22 protein-coding genes are annotated in these 22,200 nt (G+C 68.5%); 16 read left to right on the top strand and 6 right to left on the bottom strand.

The features are described from left to right. Window position 1 precedes the first annotated feature (1 nt). Window positions 2–820: a class I SAM-dependent methyltransferase gene (locus M1L58_RS21470; protein ID WP_248660401.1), complete on the bottom strand. Its 819-nt coding sequence runs from the start codon at window positions 818–820 to the stop codon at window positions 2–4. A 230-nt stretch (window positions 821–1,050) separates the two neighbouring features. Here M1L58_RS21470 and M1L58_RS21465 point away from each other — a divergent pair, with 230 nt between their 5' ends. The 10 genes from M1L58_RS21465 (at window position 1,051) to ligA (ending at window position 11,418) form a co-directional block, all read left to right on the top strand. Then, a complete protein-coding gene (locus M1L58_RS21465; RefSeq protein WP_006865681.1) occupies window positions 1,051–1,836 on the top strand; it encodes an electron transfer flavoprotein subunit beta/FixA family protein in 786 nt (261 codons plus the stop codon). Between the two features lie 52 nt (window positions 1,837–1,888). After that, complete coding sequence (locus tag M1L58_RS21460) at window positions 1,889–2,845, top strand: electron transfer flavoprotein subunit alpha/FixB family protein (RefSeq protein WP_006865682.1); 957 nt, start codon at window positions 1,889–1,891, stop codon at window positions 2,843–2,845. Window positions 2,846–2,930: 85 nt separating this feature from the next. Then, window positions 2,931–3,857: a GNAT family N-acetyltransferase gene (locus tag M1L58_RS21455; RefSeq protein ID WP_248660400.1), complete on the top strand. Its 927-nt coding sequence runs from the start codon at window positions 2,931–2,933 to the stop codon at window positions 3,855–3,857. A gap of 13 nt (window positions 3,858–3,870) precedes the next feature. Beyond that, the gene (locus tag M1L58_RS21450) at window positions 3,871–4,710 is read left to right on the top strand and encodes a lysophospholipid acyltransferase family protein (RefSeq protein ID WP_248660399.1); all 840 of its coding nucleotides are present in this window, start codon (window positions 3,871–3,873) and stop codon (window positions 4,708–4,710) included. A 62-nt stretch (window positions 4,711–4,772) separates the two neighbouring features. After that, the gene (locus M1L58_RS21445; RefSeq protein WP_248660398.1) at window positions 4,773–5,252 is read left to right on the top strand and encodes a DUF4334 domain-containing protein; all 480 of its coding nucleotides are present in this window, start codon (window positions 4,773–4,775) and stop codon (window positions 5,250–5,252) included. A 126-nt stretch (window positions 5,253–5,378) separates the two neighbouring features. Next, on the top strand, window positions 5,379–6,599 hold the full coding sequence (locus tag M1L58_RS21440) for a cysteine desulfurase family protein (RefSeq protein ID WP_248660397.1): 1,221 nt from the start codon (window positions 5,379–5,381) through the stop codon (window positions 6,597–6,599). Continuing rightward, entirely contained in the window at window positions 6,599–7,717 is a 1,119-nt protein-coding gene (mnmA, locus tag M1L58_RS21435; protein ID WP_006865686.1) for a tRNA 2-thiouridine(34) synthase MnmA, read from the top strand. Before M1L58_RS21440 ends, mnmA begins: the two co-directional genes overlap by 1 nt. Continuing rightward, window positions 7,714–8,730: a vitamin-B12 independent methionine synthase gene (locus M1L58_RS21430; RefSeq protein WP_248660396.1), complete on the top strand. Its 1,017-nt coding sequence runs from the start codon at window positions 7,714–7,716 to the stop codon at window positions 8,728–8,730. The genes mnmA and M1L58_RS21430 overlap by 4 nt, the downstream gene beginning before the upstream one ends. A gap of 49 nt (window positions 8,731–8,779) precedes the next feature. Continuing rightward, window positions 8,780–9,172, top strand: a complete 393-nt coding sequence (locus M1L58_RS21425) for an MmcQ/YjbR family DNA-binding protein (RefSeq protein ID WP_248660395.1) — start codon at window positions 8,780–8,782, stop codon at window positions 9,170–9,172. A gap of 155 nt (window positions 9,173–9,327) precedes the next feature. Then, window positions 9,328–11,418 (top strand): NAD-dependent DNA ligase LigA, encoded by a 2,091-nt coding sequence (ligA, locus tag M1L58_RS21420; RefSeq protein WP_248660394.1) that lies wholly within the window; start codon window positions 9,328–9,330, stop codon window positions 11,416–11,418. Between the two features lie 236 nt (window positions 11,419–11,654). Here the strand turns inward: ligA and M1L58_RS21415 are convergent, their stop codons facing one another. Then, window positions 11,655–12,167, bottom strand: coding sequence for an O-acetyl-ADP-ribose deacetylase (locus M1L58_RS21415; protein WP_248660393.1), 513 nt, complete (start codon window positions 12,165–12,167; stop codon window positions 11,655–11,657). A 15-nt stretch (window positions 12,168–12,182) separates the two neighbouring features. Beyond that, window positions 12,183–12,854 carry a hypothetical protein gene (locus M1L58_RS21410; protein ID WP_006865691.1) on the bottom strand — a complete coding sequence of 224 codons (672 nt, stop codon included), beginning with the start codon at window positions 12,852–12,854 and terminating at the stop codon, window positions 12,183–12,185. 188 nt (window positions 12,855–13,042) lie between these two features. On the opposite strand from M1L58_RS21410, the gene gatC reads away from it, so the two are divergent. Further along, on the top strand, window positions 13,043–13,354 hold the full coding sequence (gene gatC, locus M1L58_RS21405) for an Asp-tRNA(Asn)/Glu-tRNA(Gln) amidotransferase subunit GatC (RefSeq protein WP_006865692.1): 312 nt from the start codon (window positions 13,043–13,045) through the stop codon (window positions 13,352–13,354). Further along, complete coding sequence (gene gatA / locus M1L58_RS21400; RefSeq protein ID WP_248660392.1) at window positions 13,351–14,856, top strand: Asp-tRNA(Asn)/Glu-tRNA(Gln) amidotransferase subunit GatA; 1,506 nt, start codon at window positions 13,351–13,353, stop codon at window positions 14,854–14,856. Before gatC ends, gatA begins: the two co-directional genes overlap by 4 nt. A gap of 85 nt (window positions 14,857–14,941) precedes the next feature. Here the strand turns inward: gatA and M1L58_RS21395 are convergent, their stop codons facing one another. Beyond that, entirely contained in the window at window positions 14,942–16,186 is a 1,245-nt protein-coding gene (locus tag M1L58_RS21395; protein ID WP_248660391.1) for an alpha/beta-hydrolase family protein, read from the bottom strand. After that, on the bottom strand, window positions 16,186–16,797 hold the full coding sequence (locus tag M1L58_RS21390) for a hypothetical protein (RefSeq protein WP_248660390.1): 612 nt from the start codon (window positions 16,795–16,797) through the stop codon (window positions 16,186–16,188). Before M1L58_RS21390 ends, M1L58_RS21395 begins: the two co-directional genes overlap by 1 nt. A gap of 268 nt (window positions 16,798–17,065) precedes the next feature. On the opposite strand from M1L58_RS21390, the gene M1L58_RS21385 reads away from it, so the two are divergent. From M1L58_RS21385 to M1L58_RS21375, 3 genes are all read left to right on the top strand, one after another. Continuing rightward, a complete protein-coding gene (locus M1L58_RS21385; protein ID WP_248660389.1) occupies window positions 17,066–18,349 on the top strand; it encodes a sensor histidine kinase in 1,284 nt (427 codons plus the stop codon). A 10-nt stretch (window positions 18,350–18,359) separates the two neighbouring features. Further along, window positions 18,360–19,052, top strand: a complete 693-nt coding sequence (locus M1L58_RS21380) for a response regulator (protein ID WP_006865697.1) — start codon at window positions 18,360–18,362, stop codon at window positions 19,050–19,052. Between the two features lie 77 nt (window positions 19,053–19,129). Beyond that, entirely contained in the window at window positions 19,130–20,164 is a 1,035-nt protein-coding gene (locus M1L58_RS21375; protein ID WP_006865698.1) for a 6-phosphofructokinase, read from the top strand. Between the two features lie 7 nt (window positions 20,165–20,171). Here M1L58_RS21375 and M1L58_RS21370 read toward each other — a convergent pair whose 3' ends face one another. Continuing rightward, the gene (locus tag M1L58_RS21370; RefSeq protein WP_154884946.1) at window positions 20,172–20,405 is read right to left on the bottom strand and encodes a PspC domain-containing protein; all 234 of its coding nucleotides are present in this window, start codon (window positions 20,403–20,405) and stop codon (window positions 20,172–20,174) included. Window positions 20,406–20,532: 127 nt separating this feature from the next. Here M1L58_RS21370 and gatB point away from each other — a divergent pair, with 127 nt between their 5' ends. After that, window positions 20,533–22,038 (top strand): Asp-tRNA(Asn)/Glu-tRNA(Gln) amidotransferase subunit GatB, encoded by a 1,506-nt coding sequence (gatB, locus tag M1L58_RS21365; RefSeq protein ID WP_248660388.1) that lies wholly within the window; start codon window positions 20,533–20,535, stop codon window positions 22,036–22,038. Window positions 22,039–22,200: the final 162 nt, after the last annotated feature.

The following is a 22,200-nucleotide window of genomic DNA, read 5'->3' as shown; positions in this document are numbered from 1 at the left end:
CTCAGTCCCGGGTTGCCACCGCGAACAGGTCGAGCGAGGCGTCGATGTCGGAGTCGCGCGCGTCGAGCACGGCGAAGTCCTCGGCGGTCACCCCGGCGACATCGTCGACGAGATCGGCCGGCCACGGTTCGCCCGCGAGGGCCCGCTCGATCTGGGCGTCGATCAGCGAACCGCCCCACTTTTCGTCGAGTGTGACCAGGCGCGGTCCGTGGTGCACGCCGAGCATCGCCTCGAGGGTGAACCCGCCGTCGACGATCAGTTCGGTGAGTTCGGCGGCGTTGAGCTCACGGGTGTGGAACGGGTTGAGCGGGGTGTCGCGGCCGGGGGAGAAGGTGATCCGGTTGGGCGTGGAGATCAGCAACTCGCCGCCCGGACGCAGCACGCGCCGGCACTCGGAGATGAAGGCGGCCTGATCCCAGAGGTGCTCGATCACCTGGAAGTTGACCACCAGATCCACCGACGCGTCGGCCAGCGGGAGATCGATCAGGTTGCCCTGGTGCACGATCAACCCCGGGTAGCGGCGGCGGGTGTGTTCGACCGCCGAGGTGTCGTAGTCGACGCAGACCACCGACGACGCCCCGGCGTCAGCGATCATCGCGGCCCCGTAACCCTCGCCGGAGCCGGCTTCCAGGACCGCGCGGCCCGTGCAGCGGTCGAGGATGTGCCGGTAGGCGATCTCGTGGCGGCGGAACCAGTAGTTCTCCGCGGGAATCCCCGGGACCGTCCGCTCACCGGTCAGCGCCAGCTGTTGGTCGGCGTCGAGGGACTCCAGACCGGTGATCCCGGCCGTCGGCGGAGAACCGAGGTCTGCGTCAGTCATCTGCAAGAGCGTAGGGCATGGGGTCGCGGCGTCCCGGTTCGTCCGGCCGCGACGACCGACCGAACGATCGGCCGAGGTCGTCGTCGGTTCCCTGTGCAGGTACGACGCCGGTCCAAAGTGTGAGGTAGTCGATGTTTAGTGAGAACATAGGAGACGCTAAAGTGGTGGAGACCAATGGCCTTACCCGCCGGTAAGTTGCCGAACCCGACGCAGGAGGTCGACGAAGACCAATGACAAACATTGTCGTACTGATCAAGCAGGTTCCCGACACGTGGTCCGAGCGCAAGTTGTCCGATGACGACTACACCCTGGACCGCGAGGCAGCTGACGCGGTTCTGGACGAGATCAACGAGCGCGCCGTCGAGGAAGCGCTGAAGATCAAGGAAGCCGACGGCGGTGAGGTCACCATCCTGACTGCGGGTCCCGACCGCGCCACCGACGCCATCCGCAAGGCCCTGTCGATGGGCGCCGACAAGGCGATCCACATCAAGGACGACGCGCTCCACGGCTCGGACGCGGTCCAGACCGCCTACGTCCTGGCCCGCGCACTGGGCACCGTCGAGGGCGTCGAGCTCGTCATCGCCGGTAACGAAGCCACGGACGGTCGCGTCGGCGCGATCCCGGCCATGATCGCCGAGTACCTCGAGCTCCCGCACCTCACTCACCTGCGCAAGCTGACCCTCGAGGGCGAGACCCTCAAGGGCGAGCGTGAGACCGACGAGGGCATCTTCCACATCGAGGCACAGCTCCCGGCGATCGTCTCGGTCAACGAGAAGATCAACGAGCCCCGCTTCCCGTCCTTCAAGGGCATCATGGCCGCGAAGAAGAAGGAAGTCACCGTCGTCTCGCTGGCCGAGATCGACGTCGAGCCGACCGATGTGGGCCTGGAGAACGCCGGCAGCGTCGTGAACTCCTCCACCCCGAAGCCGCCGAAGACCGCGGGCGAGCGCGTCACCGACGAAGGCGACGGCGGCACGAAGGTCGCCGAGTACCTGGTCGGCCAGAAGATCATCTGATCTTCCCCACCAGTCCATCCGGCGAACCCCAGACATTCAGGAGAAAACCAACATGGCAGAAGTACTCGTGCTCGTGGAGCAGGACGCCGAAGGCGCCCTGAAGAAGGTCACCAGCGAGCTCATCACCGCCGCCCGCGCTCTCGGTACCCCGTCGGCTGTCGTCGTCGGCAAGCCCGGCTCGGCCGACGCGATCATCGACGGCCTCAAGGAGGCCGGCGCCGAGAAGATCTACGTCGCCGAGTCCGACGACGCGGCCGGCTACCTGATCAACCCGCAGGTCGACGTCCTGTCCTCGATCGCCGAGAGCGCCGCCCCGGCAGCGATCCTGGTCGCGGCCACCGCCGACGGCAAGGAGATCGCCGGCCGTCTCGCCGTGCGTCTCGGCTCGGGCGTGCTCGCCGACGTCGTCGACGTCAAGGAAGGCGGCGTGGGCATCCACTCCATCTTCGGTGGCGCGTTCACCGTCGAGGCCCAGGCCAAGGGCGACACCCCGGTCATCTCGATCCGCCCCGGTGGCGTCGAGGCCGCTCCGCAGGCCGGTGCCGGCGAGCGTGTCGACGTCGAGGTCCCGGCAGCTGCCGAGAACGCCGTCAAGATCACCAAGGTCGAGCCAAACATCGGTGGCGATCGTCCCGAACTCACCGAGGCGTCGATCGTCGTCTCCGGTGGTCGCGGTGTCGGTAGCGCCGAGAAGTTCTCGGTCGTCGAGGAACTCGCCGACGCGCTCGGTGCCGCTGTCGGCGCCTCGCGTGCCGCCGTCGACTCCGGCTACTACCCGGGTCAGTTCCAGGTCGGTCAGACCGGTAAGACCGTGTCGCCGCAGCTCTACGTCGCCCTGGGCATCTCGGGCGCCATCCAGCACCGCGCCGGCATGCAGACCTCGAAGACCATCGTCGCCGTCAACAAGGACGAAGAGGCGCCGATCTTCGAGATCGCCGACTACGGCATCGTGGGCGACCTGTTCAACGTCGCCCCGCAGCTGACCGAAGAGGTCAAGAAGCGCAAGTGATCTGGAAGATCACGTAGTTCCCCGGTGGCCCCCGACGTTCGCGTCGGGGGCCACCGTGCGTTCGTGACCTGTTCACCCAGGGCCGGTGCGGCTCGTGTTCATCCGGATCGCCCCGACACGTCACGCTGCCGTCTTCGTGACGACGCCGGCGGTGGCTTTCATACGGGGCATGAACGTTCTGCAGTCCATCGCCACCAGTGCGGTAACCGATTCCGCGGTCTCGGCCACCCTGCTGGCCGCCGGGCCGGTCCGGGTGCTGGTGACCGACGACCCCGCCGACATCCTTGCCGCCCAACGACTTCGCTACCGGGTCTTCGCCGACGAGCCCGGCTTCTCCGATCGAATCGGTGATCCGGCCACCGGCCGCGACGCCGACAGGTTCGACGAATTCTGTGAACACCTCGTCGTGCGGCACGACGACCACGGTGTCATCGGGTGCGCACGACTACTGGCACCGCCGCGCGCGATCGCCGCCGGCGGCTGGTACTCGTCCACCGAATTCGACCTGAGTCGACTGGCCGGCATCTTCTCGGAGACAGTCGAATTGGGTCGCGCCTGCGTGCACGCGGAGCACCGCGACGGATCGGTGACCGCGCTCATGTGGGCAGCTCTGCTCCAGTACATGGATCTGGCGGGTTACCGGTATCTGATGGGTTGCGTGTCGGTGCCGCTGCACAGTCCGGGGGAGTGGATGCCCGGAGCCGTGCTGCGAGCCGTCCGTGATCGCCTGCACGAGGACTACTCCGACCCGATCCGACAAGTCGCCCCGCTGACTCCCGCACGCATCGGTGGGCGTCTCCTCGGTGACATCACGCCCGCGGACGTCATCGGCATGCCGCCCCTGATGCGCGGATACCTGAGGATGGGCGCCCGCATCTGCGGTGAGCCCGCCGTCGACGACGTCTTCGACGCCGCGGATTTCCTCACCCTCCTCGACCGGGAGGGCGCCAACCGGCGCTATCTCGACCGCTTGCGATCGAGCGCCCAGCGTCTCGGCTCGGCGAGGCCCTGACGCGGTGACCACCATGTCGGTGAACCGTCATCCGTGGTTCCCGGTCAGCGACTGCGGGCAGGAGTGTCTCGGCCCGTTCGCCACGAGGCGGATCGTCGATGCGCTGACAGTCGGTGCGCGACTGTGTCGTCTCGCCGCGATCGCGGGCTGGATCGTCGGGACACTCGTCGCCGACAGCGCCACGGCGCGGCTCCGGAGGAGGCCCCGACGAGCACTGCGCGCACGGGCCGCACGTCCGCTGCTCGCCGCGCTCGGCATCACGGTCGTCGTCGACGACCGGCGCAGCGATCCGCACGCGAACGGGCTCATCGTCGCCAACCACATCTCCTTTCTCGACGTCCTCGCGCTGGCGCTCGTCAGCCCGGCACCGGTGGTGGCGAAGTCCGACGTCGTCGACATGCCGGTGGTGGCGCGGCTTGCGCGCCGGTTCGGGGTGATCGCCGTCGACCGCGGAACGCTGCGCGGGCTCCCGGCAGCGGTGGGAGACGTCACCGCGCGACTCGCCGCCGGATCGTCGGTGATCGTTTTCCCGGAGGGGACGACCTTCTGCGGCCGTACCGGCGGGGCGTTCCGGCCGGCCTTCTTCCAGGCGGCGGTCGACGCGGGGGTGCCGGTGTCTCCGGTCCGCCTGCGGTTCGTCGGGCCCGACGGGCGCGCCGCGACGGCCGCGAGTTTCATCGGTGACGACTCGCCGCTGGACACCTTGGGTCGGGTGCTGCGTGCCCGCGGACTCACCGTGGTCGTCCGCCTCGAACGGGCCGAGGTGCCGGGCGCCGACCGTCGCGAGCTGGCCCGGCGTTGCGAGCGTGTGTTGCGCACCGCGGAAAGTGACATCGAACGTTCTCTGATATAGGTTCCTTCGCAAGCGGCCGCGCAGTGGCCGAGGAGATCGCCGTATGTCGAAGGAGTCCGACGATGACGTCCACCCTGACCCGAGAAGCGGCCCGCGCCAAGTTCTTCGAGCTGCGGGAAGCGGAAGGGCTCGTCGACGACGCGGTCCTCGACACCATCTGGGCAGGACTGGCGACGCTTCGCCCGGAGGAGATGCTCGGAGCCTGGAAGGGCGGCGAATTCACCACCGGCCACGCCATCAACGGGATGCTGGCGAAGGCCAACTGGTTCGGCAAGACCTTCACCTCGCGCAGCGATGTGCAGCCGCTGGTCTGCCGTGACGAGAACGGCAAGCTGTTCTCGAACGTCAAACTCGGCAAGGGTGAGGCGAGCCTGTGGGCGGTCGAGTTCCGCGGGGAGATCACCGCGTCGATGGTCTACGACGGTCAGCCGGTCATCGATCACTTCAAGCGCGTCGACGACACCACCGTCATGGGCATCATGAACGGCAAGGGCGGCGTGATCGACGGACGACACCTGTACTTCTATCTCGAACGCGTCTGAGACGTCCGAGAAGGCGACCGCAAGGTCGGGTCCGGTGGTCGGGCGCCCGATGACCAGCGTGGGACGCACAGCGCTCGCAGGTCGCGGAATTTGTCGGCGTCGGTCGCGCGTTTATCCTTGCTAGCGATGCCCCTGCCAACCCGAGTGCCGCCGCGCACGTCCGTCTACCTCGACCACGCCGCTTCGACGCAGATGCTGCCCGAAGCCGTCGAGGCGATGACCGCTGTCTTCGGCGCCCCGGGCAACGCCTCGTCGCTACATGGTTCCGGGCGGACCGCCCGACGCCGCCTCGAGGAGGCGCGCGAGGCGATCGCCGCGGCCGTCGGTGCCCGGCCGTCGGAGGTCATCTTCACCGGCGGAGGCACCGAATCGGACAACCTCGCGATCAAGGGCATCTACTGGGCCCGTCGCCGCGCCGACGACCAGCGTCGCCGCATCATCGTGTCGGCGGTCGAGCACCACGCGGTCCTCGACCCCGCGCAGTGGCTCGCGGCCGACGCCGGTGCCGAACTCGTGGTCCTGCCGGTCGACGCCGACGGCGTCGTCTCACCCGCTGACCTGCGCGCCGAACTCGAGGCACACGCCGACCAGACGGCCCTCATCTCGGTCATGTGGGCCAACAACGAGGTGGGTTCCATCCAGCCCATCGCCGAGATCGCCGCGCTCGGAGCCGAGTTCGGCGTCCCGGTGCACTCTGATGCCATCCAGGCCGTCGGCCACCTGCCGGTCGACTTCGCCGCCAGCGGACTGTCCGCGCTGAGCCTCGCCGCCCACAAGTTCGGCGGTCCGCAGGGCGTCGGCGCGCTGCTGCTCGGCCGCGAGGTCGCCTGCGTCCCGCTGCAGCACGGCGGCGGTCACGAGCGTGACGTGCGGTCGGGGACCCAGGACGTCGCCGGCGCCGCCGGGATGGCTGCCGCGCTGACCTGGTGCGTCGAGCACATGGAGGAGAACACCGCTCGCGTGCGCAACCTCGCGTCACGTCTCTCCGAGATCCTGCTCGGTGTCGAGGGTGCGGTGCGCAACGGTGCACCCGCAGACGCCCGGCTCCCCGGAAACGTCCACGTCTCCTTCATCGGTTGTGAGGGCGACTCCCTGCTCATGCTGCTCGACGCCAAGGGCATCGAGTGCTCCACCGGTTCCGCTTGCACGGCGGGTGTCGCGCAGGCCAGCCACGTGCTGCTCGCGATGGGACTCGACATGGCCGACGCCCGGTCGTCGCTGCGGTTCTCGCTCTCCCACACCACCACCGACGCCGACATCGACGCGGTGGCCCAGGTCATTGACGAGGTCGTGGATCGAGCCCGCGCGGCCGGCCTCGTCTCCGCACCCGGCGGGAAGGTTTCCTGATGCGCGTACTCGCAGCGATGAGCGGCGGCGTCGACTCGGCCGTCGCGGCGGCACGTGCCGTCGACGCCGGCCACGAGGTCGTCGGCGTCCACCTCGCCCTCTCCACCGCACCCGGAGCCCTGCGCACCGGATCGCGCGGCTGCTGCTCGCGCGAGGACGCCTCGGACGCCCGACGCGCCGCCGATGTGCTCGGAATCCCGTTCTACGTCTGGGATTTCGCCGATCGATTCAAGGACGACGTCATCGACGAATTCGTCGAGGCCTACGCCGCCGGACGCACCCCCAACCCCTGCCTGACGTGCAACGAGAAGATCAAGTTCGCCGCCCTCGCCGACAAGGCGATCGCCCTCGGCTTCGACGCACTCGCCACCGGCCACTACGCGCAGCTCGTCGATGGTGAGCTGCGTCGCGCCGTCGACCACGACAAGGACCAGTCCTACGTGCTCGCCGTCCTGACGAGCGAGCAGCTGTCCCGTGCGCTGTTCCCGGTCGGGGACACCCCGAAAGCCGAGATCCGGGCCGAGGCCGCTCGACGCGGTCTCGCGGTGGCAGACAAGCCCGACTCCCACGACATCTGCTTCATCCCCAGCGGTGACACCCGCGCCTTCCTCGGCGCCAAGATCGGTATCCGCCCGGGCGCGGTCGTCGACGCCTCCTCTGGCGAGCGCCTCGCCGACCACGAGGGTGTGCACGGCTTCACCATCGGTCAGCGCAAGGGTCTCGGCATCGACGCCCCAGCCGCCGACGGCAAGCCCCGCTACGTCACCGAGATCGACCCGGAGTCGGGCACGGTCACCGTCGGTACCGCCGAGGACCTGCAGGTCTGGGGCATCACCGCGACCCGTGCGGTGTGGACGTCGGGCATCACCCCCGACGAGCCGTTCGAGGCCGTGGTCCAGGTGCGTGCGCACGGCGGACTCGCACCCGTCACCGCGACCCCCACCACGATCGACGGCGAGGCCGCGATCGACATCGTCCTGCACGAACCGCTGACCGGTGTCGCACGCGGCCAGGCCGCCGTGCTGTACCTGCCGGACGCCGAGCGCGGCGATCAGGTCGTCGGGTGCGGGCGCATCGCGTCCACCTCGTCGCAGCCGACCGCAGTCGCGACCCGGTGACCACGCCCGGTCTGCCCACCGGTGTCGGAACCGGCGTGGGCTCGATGCCCGGCACCGACCCGCGTGCGGCGGCCGCCGTGGTCAACGGTGAGCTCGATTTCGCACACCTCGTCGAACTCCCGGGTCGCGGACCCGGCTCCGACATGATCGGGCGGATGGCCGCGCTCCTCGTCGACCTCCCGATGGACACCGCCACGTGGGGATACCGGCTGGCGCAGCGAGAATCGCAGCTCACCCGCCGCGCCCGCGACTTCCTCAAAGAAGATCTCGACGTCGTCGAAGAGCTCTGGGAGACAGCAGGATTCGTCGGTACCGGCCGACCGTTCAAGGTCCAGGTCGCCGGTCCGTTCACCACCTCGGCATCGGTGGAACTGCCCAACGGCCACCGCGTGCTGAAGGATCCGGGCGCGGTCCGTGACGTCGTCGCGTCGACCGCAGAGGGGCTCCGCGAACACGTCGCCGAGATCACCCGGCGACTCGGGGCACAGGTCGTCGTCCAGATCGACGAGCCGATTATTGGGCGGGTCATCGACGGAACCGTCAAGCCCCTCACCCGGTTCGACCCGATCCGCGCGGTCCCGGCCGTCGAAGCGGCCCGGGCCCTCACCGAACTGATCGAACACGTCGACGCACCGGTGATCCTGCACGACTGCAACCGGCCCCGCTGGGACCTCCTCGAACACCTTCGCGGCGTGGCGTACTCGATCGACGTCACCGCCCCCACCGACGCCGACCTCGACGGCATCGGGATGCTCATCGACCGCGGTGACATCCTCGTCGCCGGCCGCATCCCGTCCACCGCGCCGAAGCGGCCGGTGAACGCCGACACCGTCGCCACCGACCTCGCCGCCATCACCGACCGCATCGGCCTCAACCGGAAAGTGTTGTGCGAGAATGTCGTCGTCACACCGACCTGCGGTCTCGCCGGGGCGTCGGAGAGCTGGGCGAAGAAGGCTCTCGCGATGTCCGCCGAAGCCGGTCAGCTTCTCGGCACCGATCCGACCGCCCTGTGAGGCACTAGAAGCTCTGCGGAGCCCCGCCCGGCGGAACTATTCTGCGAGGGTGCCGCACCCGATCATGTTCGACGACGCCGACCCGATCCTGGGTCGCGTGCGCGAGATCGCGCTCGCGCTGCCCGACGCCACCGAGGTCGTGTCACACGGCCGCCCGACCTTCCGATGCGGCAAGATGTTCGCGAACTACGGCGGTGGCCTGAAGGGCGGCAAGGTCCGGTACGACCAATCGGTTCTGTTCATCCCCGACGAGGCGGAGAAGCCCGCGCTCGAAGAGGACCCGCGGTTCTACGTTCCGGCCTACTACGGCCCCTTCGGCTGGCTCGGCCTGATCCTCGACGACGCCACCGACTGGGACGAGGTCGCCGAACTGCTCGACGCCAGCTACCGGCACGTCGCGCCGAAACGGTCGCTGGCGAAACTCGACCCCACCGCTCCCTGATCCGAAAGAGCGCGACGCACCCAGGTCCGCTCCCTGATCCGAAAGAGCGCGACGCACCCAGGTCCGCTCCCTGATGTGTGAGGAGCGATAGCGACGAGCCACGAAGGGCTTGGTGAGTCGCGAAGCCTGTCCGAGCACTCCGATACCCTCGGAACGTGGCAGAAACAACGGAGTCGGAGCGCCCGGCGACCGAGCAGTCGGGACCCGAGGGAGACCTTCGGGAGCAGTGGACCGAACTCGCCGAGGAGATCCGCGAGCATCAGTTCCGCTACTACGTGAAAGATTCGCCGGTCATCACCGACGGTGAGTTCGACGCGCTTCTGCGTCGCCTGCAGGACCTCGAGGAACGTCACCCCGAGCTCGCGACCCCCGATTCGCCGACCAAGCTGGTCGGCGGCGGTTTCTCCACCGCATTCTCCCCGGTCGACCATCTCGAGCGGATGATGTCGCTGGACAACGTCTTCGACTACGACGAGATGACCTCGTGGGTGGAGAGGGTCAACTCCGACGCCGGCGTCGAGGCCGAGTTCCTGTGCGAACTCAAGATCGACGGCGTCGCGCTTGCCCTGGTGTATCGCAACGGTGTCCTGGAACGCGGTGTCACCCGCGGCGACGGGCGCACCGGCGAGGACGTCTCGCTCAACGCCCGCACCATCGAGGACATCCCGCAGCGCCTCACCGCCTCCGACGAGTACCCGATCCCGGACGTCCTCGAGGTGCGCGGCGAGGTCTTCTTCCGGGTCGAGGATTTCGAGGCGCTCAACGCGTCCCTGGTGGCCGACGGCAAGCCCCCCTTCGCCAATCCCCGCAACTCGGCGGCCGGTTCGCTGCGGCAGAAGAATCCGCAGGTCACGGCGCGTCGCAGGCTGCGGATGATCTGTCACGGCATCGGCCACACCGAGGGCTGGCGACCGGCGTCGCTGCACGACGCCTACCTCGCGCTGGGAGCGTGGGGACTGCCGGTGTCGACGCACACCACCAAGGCGTCGGGCGCCGCCGAGATCCTGGACAAGATCTCCTACTGGGGCGAACACCGTCACGACGTCGAGCACGAGATCGACGGCATCGTGGTGAAGGTCGACGACTTCACCCTGCAGCGCCGCCTCGGTTCCACCTCGCGCGCACCGCGCTGGGCGATCGCCTACAAGTACCCGCCGGAAGAGGCCACCACCAAGCTGCGCGACATCCAGGTCGGCGTCGGTCGCACCGGGCGTGTCACGCCTTTCGCGGTTCTCGAACCGGTCCTCGTGGCCGGGTCCACCGTGTCCCGCGCGACCCTCCACAACGGCTCGGAGGTCAAGCGCAAAGGCGTGCTCATCGGAGACACCGTCACCATCCGCAAGGCCGGCGACGTGATCCCCGAGGTGCTCGGCCCGGTCGTCGACCTGCGCGACGGCTCCGAGGTCGAGTTCGAGATGCCCGAACGCTGCCCGGAATGCGGTACACCGCTGCGTCCCGAGAAAGAATCCGACGTCGACGTCCGGTGCCCGAACCAGGAGAGTTGCCCGGCGCAGTTGCGGGAGCGGCTCTTTCATCTCGCCGGCCGCGGTTCCTTCGACATCGAGGCGCTGGGGTACGAGGCCGCGACCGCGCTGCTGTCGGCGAAGGTGATCCGCAACGAGGGTGACCTGTTCTCGATCACCGCCGACGACCTCGCCCGCACGGAGCTGTTCACGACGAAGAACGGCGCTTTGTCGGCGAACGGCAAACGCCTCCTGGCCAACCTCGACAAGGCCAAGGACGTGGCGTTGTGGCGAGTGCTGGTGGGTCTGTCGATCCGCCACGTCGGGCCCACGGCTGCACGTGCACTGGCGACCGAATTCGGTTCGCTGGAGGCCATCGAATCCGCCGACGTCGAACAGTTGGCGAATGTCGAGGGGCTCGGCATGACCCTCGCGCAGTCGATCCACGATTGGTTCACCGTCGACTGGCATCGCGAGATCGTCGAGAAATGGCGCGCAGCAGGCGTTTCCATGGAGGACGAGCGCGACGACTCTATTGCGCGGACGCTCGAGGGCAAGACCATCGTCGTGACCGGATCGCTGGTGGATTTCTCCCGCGACGGCGCCAAAGAGGCGATCCTGCAGCGCGGTGGCAAGGCGTCGGGTTCGGTGTCGAAGAAAACCGACTACGTGGTGGTCGGCGATTCGCCGGGAAGCAAGGCCGACAAGGCCGAACAGCTCGGCGTCCCGGTCCTCGACGAGGACGCGTTCAAGCGACTGCTGGAGACCGGCAGTCCCGACTAGACGTACTCCCGGGGAGCGCTCGACGTCTCGCTAGGCGAAACCTATTGCCGGCAAACTTCGACGGCGCTCGCCCGTCGGAGGACTGCTGCGCGAAAACTCGTCCCGCTCAGGGGTGTCCGAGGGCAATCTGCCCTCGGAGGCACTTCAGGGGGACGAGATTTTCGGAGCTTGCGGACGTCGCGGAGCTCCACGGGTCACCTATTGCTGATCATCGGCCGTCGAGCCCCGGCCGGCGCTCAACCGTTGAGCGCCTTGTCGAACGCGCGGTATGCCCGCGGGTCGAAGAGCACGAAGCGGATCTCGGTCAGCGCGGTGTCCGCGGACCGGACCGTGTCGACGGCCCGGCGTGCGCCGTCGTCCATGGGCCAGCCGTAGACGCCGGTCGAGATGGCCGGGAAGGCGATCGTCGTCGCACCCAATTCGTCTGCCACGCGCAGGGATTCGCGATAGCACGAGACCAGGAACTCGGACCGGTCCTCGTCGTAGGAGTGCACGGGCCCTACGGTGTGGATCACCCAGCGCGCGTCCAGGTCACCGGCGGTGGTCGCGACTGCCTCGCCGACGGGGAGTCCGCGTCTGTACTGACCGGCCCGCAGTTCTTTGCATTCGGCGAGGATCGCCGGACCGCCACGACGGTGGATGGCGCCGTCGACCCCGCCTCCGCCGAGGAGTGTCGAATTGGCGGCGTTGACGATGGCGTCGACCGACTGGAGGGTGATGTCTCCCTGCACGAGTGTGATGGAGGTCATCGCTCCATCATCGCGCTATTCGTCGGCGCGCAACACCGTACTGACAATGCCTGCCAAGTAGCCGAGCCGCGCCACCTCCGAGGGGCGGAAGTCGGGTCCGCCGATGCGGCCGAGCAGGACGACCTTCTCGTTGGAGCCGATGGGTGCGGCGGCGAGGCGGGTGTCCATCTCCTGCCAGGCGCCCGGTACCCAGTCGCCCTCGGCGTCGAGCTGCGCCGCGTGTTCCAGCGGAAGCCAATCGGCCCTGGTGAGCGGGGTTTCCGGGGCTCCGGACGACCCGAACAGCTGAAGCACACCGCCGCTGGCCTTGGTGATGACCATGGCCCACGACACCCGCAGCACGCGCGGGGCGTTGTCGACGAGGACCTGGAGACGATCATTGCGGGACGCGGTGGCGACCTGGTCGACGAGTTCGAGCTCGCGGTGCGTGTCGAGCACGCCGGAGTACGGGCGGATCGAGTCGACTCGAACGCCGTTGACCTTCTCCGCGGCCGTGATCAGGCTGTCGGGCAACGAGCCCGGCGGGACCTCCACGACGAGATCGTCGACGGCGTAACCGTTGCCGCGTTCGACCACTTCGAGAGACAGGATGTCCGCACCGACCGAACCGAGCTGCACGGCGAGCACGCCGAGACTGCCGGGACGGTCCTCGAGGTAGACGCGCAACAGGTAAGACACGTGGGCCATTCTCGCACTCGTGAGGATCGGGCGCGCACCGCCGGGGGGGAGGGGCGGACCGGGTCGGGGAGTGCAAACGGTGGCTGGGGTGAGTCGGGTCGGCGCGTTCCCATAGGCTGGAGAGGCACATCTGCGTCGCTTCGGCGTCGCGGTGGGCGACATGGCCGTGCAAGTGATGGTGAGAAAGGACGCTGACGGTGGCTGGCGAACCGAAGTCCATATCGCGTGAAGAGGTTGCGCACCTGGCGCGATTGTCGCGACTGGCGCTGAGCGAGGACGAACTCGATGTCTACGCCGAGCAGCTGGACTCCATCCTGACCCACGTCGCGTCCGTGTCGGAGGTGGCCGCCGACGACGTACCCGGCACCGCGCACCCGGCCGAGCTCGCCAACGTGCTGCGCCCCGACGTCGTCGTGCCCGGTCTGACCACCGACGCCGCACTGTCCGGTGCGCCGGCCGTCGAGCAGGACCGTTTCGCCGTTCCGCAGATCCTGGGAGAAGAGCAGTGAGCCCCGCGTCGCACGCCGCAGCGCCTCGTCCCGCCGGTGACCTTACCGGTCTGTCCGCCGCCGAACTCGCCACCAAGATCGCGGCCCGCGAGGTCAGCTCGGTGGAGGTCACGCAGGCCCACCTCGATCGCATCGCCGAGGTCGACGGCGAGCTCGGAGCCTTCCTGCACGTCAGCGGCGCCGAGGCGCTCGTTGCCGCCAAGGCCGCCGACGATGCGATCGCCTCGGGCGACACCGTGTCGTCGCTCGCCGGCGTGCCGATCGCGCTCAAGGACGTCTTCACCACCACCGACGCCCCCACCACGTGCGGTTCCAAGATCCTCGAGGGATGGGTTCCGCCCTACGACGCCGCGGTCACCGAGCGTCTCCGTGCTGCGGGCATCCCGATCCTGGGCAAGACCAACATGGACGAGTTCGCCATGGGCAGCTCGACCGAGAACTCTGCTTACCAGCTGACCCGAAACCCGTGGGACCCCACCAAGATCCCAGGCGGCTCGGGTGGCGGTAGCGCCGCGGCACTTGCTGCCTACGAGGCCCCGCTGGCGATCGGCACCGATACCGGTGGGTCGATCCGTCAGCCGGCCGCGGTCACCGCGACCGTCGGCGTCAAGCCCACCTACGGCACCGTCTCGCGCTACGGACTCGTCGCCTGCGCGTCGTCGCTCGACCAGGGCGGCCCGTGTGGCCGTACGGTTCTCGACACCGCGATGCTGCACGAGGTCATCGCCGGGCACGACCCGCGCGACTCGACCTCGATCAACGTCCCGGTGCCCGACGTGGTCGCCGCGGCCCGCGAAGGCGCCGAGCAGGACCTCAGGGGCGTCAAGATCGGTGTCGTCAAAGAGCTGCAGGGCGAGGGCTACCAGTCCGGCGTTCTCGACTCGTTCCACGAGGCCGTCAAGCTCCTGGAGGAGCGCGGCGCCGAGGTCGTCGAGGTCAGCTGCCCGCACTTCACCTACGCGCTCGGCGCGTACTACCTGATCCTCCCGTCGGAGGTGTCGTCGAACCTCGCACGCTTCGACGCCATGCGGTACGGCCTGCGCGTCGGCGACGACGGTTCGCACTCGGCCGACGAGGTCATGGCACTGAGTCGCGAAGCCGGCTTCGGGCCAGAGGTCAAGCGCCGCATCATGATCGGCACCTACGCGCTGTCGTCGGGCTACTACGATGCCTACTACGGCCAGGCGCAGAAGGTGCGCACCCTGATCTCGCGCGACTTCACCACCGCCTTCGAGAAGGTCGACGTGCTGATCTCGCCGACCACGCCGACCACCGCGTTCCCGATCGGGGAGAAGGTCGACGACCCGCTGGCGATGTACCTGTTCGACCTCTGCACCCTGCCGGTGAACCTCGCCGGCATCGGGTCGATGTCGGTGCCGTCTGGTCTGTCCAAGGACGACGGTATGCCCGTCGGCCTGCAGATCATGGCGCCCGCGCTCGCCGACGACCGGTTGTACCGGGTCGGCGCGTCGTACGAGGCGGCCCGCGGCGCGATCATCTGACGCCACTGCAAACCCACCCCTTTTGGGGCGAACCCACCACCGCTTCAGGTGGTGGGTTCGTCCATTTGTGGTGGGTTTTGCGAGGTCATCGCGGCAAACCACTGACCGCACGCGCCTGCTCCACCCCGTAGCGGTGGCCGACGCCGGTCGGGCCGTCGAGCGCGGCCAGCAGGTCGACGCTGGTCTGCAGGAAGCTGACCACCGGCAGCCACGGGACCTGGGGTACCTGCGGACCACCGAGCACGACCTCCGCGGGTTCGGCCGGGGGACGCCAGAGCGAACTCAACGACCAGCGGACCACCGGATCGCTGCGATTCGCGACGACCAGCCGCGGTGTCGCCGACACCGCGGCCACCGTTCCGGCCGGTGGTGCGGTCAGGACCGTCTCGGCGAGCAGTCCCGGGTGATGGTCCTCGAGCCAGATCCGGGCGGCGTCGGCTCCGACCGCACCAAGGCTCTGGCCGTAGAGCACCAGTCGGGGCCGGTCAGCTTCGGGCCGGCTCTCCAAAATCCTCGCCAGCTCACGGACCAGTGCGATCGACGAGTCCGTCGCCGCCGCGTCGTCGGAGACGAACGCTTTCCACGACGGGACGTCGGCGTAGGGGAGTGTCAGAATTCGGACGTCGCCGTCGAAGCGGTCGCCGAAACCCGCCACCGCGGCCTGGTCGACCCAGCCCGATCCGGTGGGCACGGCCACGATCACCGCCCGCGCCGACAGTCCGTCCCCGGCCAACCAAGACTGCACCAATCGTGTTGCCGGAGAAGTGAATTCCGGGGCCGATAGCTCTCCGCGCAACAGTGCCCCGGACTCGGAGACGGCGACGGTCCGCGGCAGCGGTTGCGCCTCGTCGGCACCCGCAGAGGCGGGAGTGAGGAGACCCGCGGCGAGCGCGACCGCGGACGCCGCGACTACTGCGGTGACGCGCGGGACCAGGACGATCGCGGCAACGACTGCGAGGGGTGCCAGTGTTGCCCCGGCCCACCAGTCGGGGCCGACCGGCGCCGCTCCGAGGGCGGCGCGGATCAGGTTCTGCCACCACACCGCCAGACCCGCACCGCCGGCCGCGACGAGCACGCCGATACCTAGAATGACACGCCGGGTCTGCCGATCCGGTAGCCCCCGACGGCGGGATGACCTCTGTGCCAACAACATTCCGACGGCCGCACCCAACGCCGTGACGCCGGTCGCCACGACTGTGGTTGTCAGCGCATCGCGCGGTAGCGTGCCGGGATAGAGGGCGACGAGGTATGCGACGACGACGCTGACCACGAGGACGGGGTGAGGCAGATGTCGACCGGTCCGCGTCGACGATGTTGTGGGCGTGGACATCACGAGAGCTCCTCGGTGTCGGTCTCGGTGCGCGGATCCCGGTCGACGAGTGCACGTTCGACCGTGGTGGACACCAGCTGCGGGATCGTTTCCTGCTGGGTCGGTGCTCCGCCGTACTGGCGCCAGGTGTTCCAGGCCAAACCGACCCGGGCGATGCGCGCCGCGGCGTCGCACACCGGGTTGCTGCACGATCGCTGCATCGCGTCGATCAGCATGCGGTCGAGGGCGAATCGCGCCCACGATCCCAGCGGACGACCGTCAGCGGCGGCTGCGCGCAGCAGGTCGTAGCCGAGATCATGTGTGCGGCAGAGAGGGGTGAACCGGTCGGGGAGCGGCACCGGGGACGAGCAGTCGCCGTCCGGGTCGACGGGCACACCCGAGACAACGGTCGGTGTGTAACCCATGTGCGCGTCGAACCTCGTGGGCAGTACGTCCATCATCGTGGACGGGACCGGCCCCGTCAGCGCCACGACGGCGGCGGCGTACGGGTTGTCGGCGTCCTCGGGGAGGGGGACGACCACACCCGTAGACGAACCGACATCACCGGCGACCGCGTGCGCCGTCGACATCCACTGCCCGGCAACGAGAACGATCAGTGTCAGTGCGGCCACCAGCCAGCGAACCAGACGTCGTAGACGTCTGGGATCGGTATGATCAGCGGGTCGAGAAGCGTTGTCCGAAGGCCATTTCCGCAGTGGTCCGGGAAGGTTCATGGACATTGACGCTAGGTAGCGCAACCACCTCGCCACATCGCTCCGACGGGCGGTTCCCGCTCATCGGTGGGGTGGGGTTTCGGTGCCATGCCCCTACTCGGGAACGGGGGCGTCTCCCCCGAAAGTATGAGGACTGCCGGTCCCCACCGGGCCTAGGGTGAACCTCATGTTCGGTTTACGCAAGCACTTGCGCGCGGCCGGCGGCGACTTCGTTGACTGGGCGTCCACCGCGCCCGTCGCCCAGGATCCCGCGGTGCGTGCCTATTTCACCTCGCGGGTCAACTGGTTCTTCCTGGTCGTCGCCCTGATCATGTACTCGATCGCCTGGCCGACGCTGCCCGTGACACATTCCGTGCCCGCCTTCCTGCTGCCCCTCGTCTCGGCGTTCGCGGCACTGCCGATCGCGTTCGCGTGGTCGGCGCCGCTGGTCGGCTGGGCGATCTCGGTGGTCTCGGCACAGGTCATCGGCTTGATCGTGCCGACGCACGGCGGGTGGGAACTGACCATTCAGGTCACCCACTTCATCGAGTTGCTCGTGCTGACCTTCATGGTGATGCTCCGTTGTCCGCTGCGGTGGGTACCGGTGGTCTGGCTGACGACGTCCCTCGTCGTCGCCTACGCGGTTCACCCGGCGTGGATCGTCGGGATCTCGGTGCTCGCCGTGGTCGTGGCACTCCTGCGTGGACTGATGGCATCGCGTCGACAACTCGCCGCGCGCACGAAGCAAACCGAGGAGGCCGAGGCGGAGTCTGCAGTTCTGCAGGAGCGTGCTCGCATCGCGCGGGATCTGCATGACGTGGTGGCGCACCGGATGTCGATGGTCGTCGTCATGTCGCAGACCGCGCGATACCGGATCGACGACGTCTCACCCGCTGCGGCAGCCGAATTCGACGCCATCGCCGATGCCGCCCGCACCTCGCTCGACGAGGTCCGGCAGCTGCTCGGGGTGCTGCGGGTCGAGGGTGCCGAGAGTGTCGCGGCCCCCAATCCGGGTTTGGCGCAGATCGATTCGCTCGTCGCCGAGACCCGCCGCGCCGGGTCCGACGTCACGCTGACCCGCGAGGTGGACGATGCCGTGGTCGGGGAGTCGGCAGCACTGGTGATCTACCGGATCATCCAGGAGTCGCTGGCCAACGCCACCCGGCACGCGCCGGGCAGCCGCACCCTGGTGAGCGTCACCCCGGGGGATGGCGGCACCGTCGAGGTGGCCGTGGTCAATTCGGCCCCGACGGCCGAACCCCTCGGGATCGGCGGCAACGGCGTCGGCATACCCGGAATGCTCGAACGTGCGCAGGCAGTGGGTGGTTCGCTGCTTGCGGCACCGACGGTCGAGGGCGGCTTCGCGGTGCGCGCGCGTATCCCGGCGACACCGCCGCGCGACGGCGTCCTTCCCGACGCGGCCTCCTCCGTCGGCACGCCGAAGGTCCCCTCGCCGGCCTCCGACCAGTAGCCTGTCAGGCGTGCCGATCAACGCGGAACCGCAACAAGCACAGGGCAGCTCCGGCCCGATCACGGTCGTCATCGCCGACGATCAGGCGATGGTCCGGCAGGGCTTCTCGGCTCTTCTCGCCGCCCAGCCGGACCTGTCCGTGCTCGGCGACGCGGCCGACGGTGTGGAGGCGGTCGAGGTGTGCAAGCGGGTGCGGCCCGACGTCGTCCTGATGGATGTGCGGATGCCGCGCAAGGACGGACTCTGGGCTGCCGAGCAGATCCTGTCGGCAGGACTCGAACCGCAGACTCGCGTGCTGATGCTCACCACCTTCGACATCGACGACTACGTCTACGAGGCATTGCGGATCGGCGCGTCGGGGTTCCTGCTCAAGGACGCGCCGGCCGATGAACTAGTGCGTGCGGTGCGGGTGGTCGCCGCCGGTGAGGCGCTGCTCGCGCCGTCGATCACCAAGCGACTCATCACCGAGGTGACCTCACGGCGTCGACGCCCCGCCCGGAACCCCGCGCTGGAACACCTGACGCCGCGGGAGCGGGAGGTGCTCGACCTCGTGGCCGACGGCAAGTCGAACGCCGAGATCGGCGCCGACCTCTATGTCACCGAACAGACCGTGAAGACCCATGTGAGTAGTCTTCTGGGCAAGCTGCGACTGCGGGACCGTGCGCAGGCGGTCGTGTTCGCCTACGAGAACGGCATCAAGTGAATTCGTGCTCAGCGGGGAGGACACCCGCGCACTAGATTGGGTGTGTTCGTCGCGTTCGACAGGGAGGGTCTCACCACATGGCCAAGAGATTCGGCATTCTCACCTCCGGTGGTGACTGCCCCGGTCTGAATGCCGTCATCCGCGGTGCGGTGCTCAAGGGTGAAACCGTCTACGGCCACGAGTTCGTCGGTTTCAAGGACGGCTGGGCGGGTCTCGTCTACGGCGACATCATGGAACTCAACCGCTCGACGGTCCGCGGTCTGTCCCATGAGGGCGGAACGATTCTCGGCACGAGCCGATTCGGTCCCTACACCGAACCCGACGGTGGGCCCGACAACATCAAGAAGGTGCTCAAGAACCTCGGTATCGACGGGGTCATCGCGATCGGCGGCGACGGCACAGCCGCGGCGTCGAAGCGTCTGTTCGACGACGGCATCAACATCGTCGGCGTCCCCAAGACCATCGACAACGACATCGATGCCACCGACTACACGTTCGGGTTCAACACCGCGGTCGAGATCGCGACGGAGGCCATCGACCGCCTGCGCACCACCGGCAACTCGCACAAGCGGTGCATGGTGCTCGAGGTCATGGGTCGTCACGCCGGGTGGATCGCGCTGCACTCGGGCATCGCCGGCGGCGCGCACGTGATCCTCATCCCGGAGAACCCCGAGAGCCTCGACCAGATCTGCGCTTGGGTGACCAGCGTCAAGGCACGCGGACGTTCGCCGATGGTCGTCGTCGCCGAGGGGTTCAAACTTCCCGAGATGACGGAGGCGTACTCAACCAAGGGTCTCGACGGCTTCAACCGTCCGCGGCTGGGCGGCGTCGGAGAGGTGTTGGCCCCCCTCATCGAGGAGCGCACCGGCATCGAGACACGGGCCACCGTGCTCGGCCACATCCAGCGCGGCGGAGTGCCGTCGGCCTACGACCGCGTCCTGGCCACTCGTATGGGCATGGCCACCGCCGACCTGGTCGCCGAGAAGGGCTGGGGCCAGATGGTCGCCCTGCACGGCACCCAGATCGACCGGATCACCTTCGACGAAGCGCTCGGCGAGCTGAAGACCGTCCCGCAGGATCAATACAAGGAGATCCGGGTCATCTTCGGCTAGACCGGGATCACGGGTGAACGGGGATCACCGGGGCCGGCTCGCGCGGGATGATGATCCACAGCGCCAGGTAGATGAGGACCTGCGGGCCGGGCAGCAGCATCGACAGCACGAACAGGACGCGGACCAGGGTGGGGTCCCAGCCCCATCGTTCGGCGATGCCGCCGCAGACACCGCCCAGCCAGGCGTTCGAACGGGAGCGCGTCAGTCGCGGGGCGGACGAAGCGGGTTGTGCGGTGGTCATCGGGGTCTCCTGCTGATCGAGGTGGTCGGTGAACTGATGTCTCCGACGGTAGGTCCGCCGACCCGTTCCCGGCATCGGTGATCACCCTGAACGTTCCCCCGGGATATCGCCGCATAAACTGGCAGCCATGACTTCCGCCGCCGTCGAACTGTTGGAGTACGACGAGGTCATCGCCGCTTTCGATCCGGTGATGGGCCTCGAGGTGCACGTCGAGCTGGGTACCGCGACCAAGATGTTCTGCGGATGCCCCACCGACTTCGGCGCCGAGCCCAATACCCAGGTGTGCCCGGTGTGCATCGGCCTGCCCGGGGCGCTGCCGGTCGCCAACGCCAAGGCCGTCGAGTCCGCGATCCGCATCGGCCTGGCCCTGAACTGCTCGATCCGACCGTCGAGCAAGTTCGCGCGGAAGAACTACTTCTACCCGGACCAGCCGAAGAACTACCAGATCTCGCAGTACGACGAGCCCACCTCCTACGACGGCTACCTCGACGTCCTGCTCGCCGACGGCACCACCTGGCGTGTGGAGATCGAGCGCGCGCACATGGAGGAGGACACCGGTAAGTCGCTGCACATCGGCGGCGCCACCGGTCGTATCCACGGTGCGAGCCACTCGCTGCTCGACTACAACCGCGCCGGCGTGCCGCTCGTCGAGATCGTCACCCGACCCATCGTCGGCGCGGGCGACCGCGCACCCGAGGTCGCACGTGCCTACGTGACCGCGCTCCGCGACCTGCTCAAGTCCCTCGACGTCTCGGACGTCCGGATGGACCAGGGTTCGATGCGCTGCGACGTGAACCTGTCCCTGATGGCCAAGGGCGCGAGCGAGTTCGGTACCCGTACCGAGACCAAGAACGTCAACTCGCTCAAGAGCGTCGAGGTCGCCGTCCGCTACGAGATGCGCCGCCAGGCCGCGATCCTGCAGGCCGGTGGCGAGATCGTGCAGGAGACCCGCCACTTCCACGAGACCGACGGCACCACCTCCGCCGGTCGCCGCAAGGAGACCGCCGAGGACTACCGCTACTTCCCGGAGCCCGATCTGCCTCCGGTCCAGCCGGATTCGGCGTGGATCGAGGAACTGCGCGCCACGCTGCCCGAGCTGCCGTGGCTGCGCCGTGCCCGCATCCAGGAGGAGTGGGGTGTCTCCGACGAGGTCATGCGCGACCTGGTCAACGTCGGCGCCGTCGACCTGATCATCGCCACCGTCGACGCCGGTGCATCACCCGAGGCCGCCCGCGGCTGGTGGGTGTCGTTCCTTGCGCAGCAGGCGAATTCGCGTGGCGTGGAGCTGGCCGACCTGTCCATCACGCCGGCGCAGGTCGCCGAGATCATCGGACTCGTCGACGAGGGCAAGCTGACCACCAAGCTGGCCCAGCAGGTCGCCACCGCGGTGCTCGACGGTGAAGGCGAGCCGAAGCAGATCGTCGCCGACCGCGGCCTCGAGGTCGTCCGCGACGACTCGGCACTGCAGAAGGCCGTCGATGACGCTCTCGCCGCCAACCCCGACATCGCCGAGAAGATCCGCGGCGGCAAGGTCCAGGCCGCGGGCAAGATCGTCGGCGATGTCATGAAGGCCACCCGCGGACAGGCCGACCCAGCGCGCGTCAAGGAACTCGTTCTCGAGGCCTGCAAGTAATCCGATAACCTGTGTGCAAGCATCGCTGCCTGAGGTGCGGTGCCGTAAGCCCTGCTGCCTGAGGTGCGAGGAGCGATAGCGACGAGCCACGAAGGCCTGGTGAGAGAAGCGATCTCACGAGCCCCCTTCGTGGGGGGGGGGGGGGGGCGCCCCGGGGGGGGG

This window comes from Gordonia sp. C13, assembly GCF_023218005.1.
GTDB lineage: Bacteria > Actinomycetota > Actinomycetes > Mycobacteriales > Mycobacteriaceae > Gordonia > Gordonia namibiensis.
This window is presented reverse-complemented; position numbering and strand designations above follow the sequence as displayed.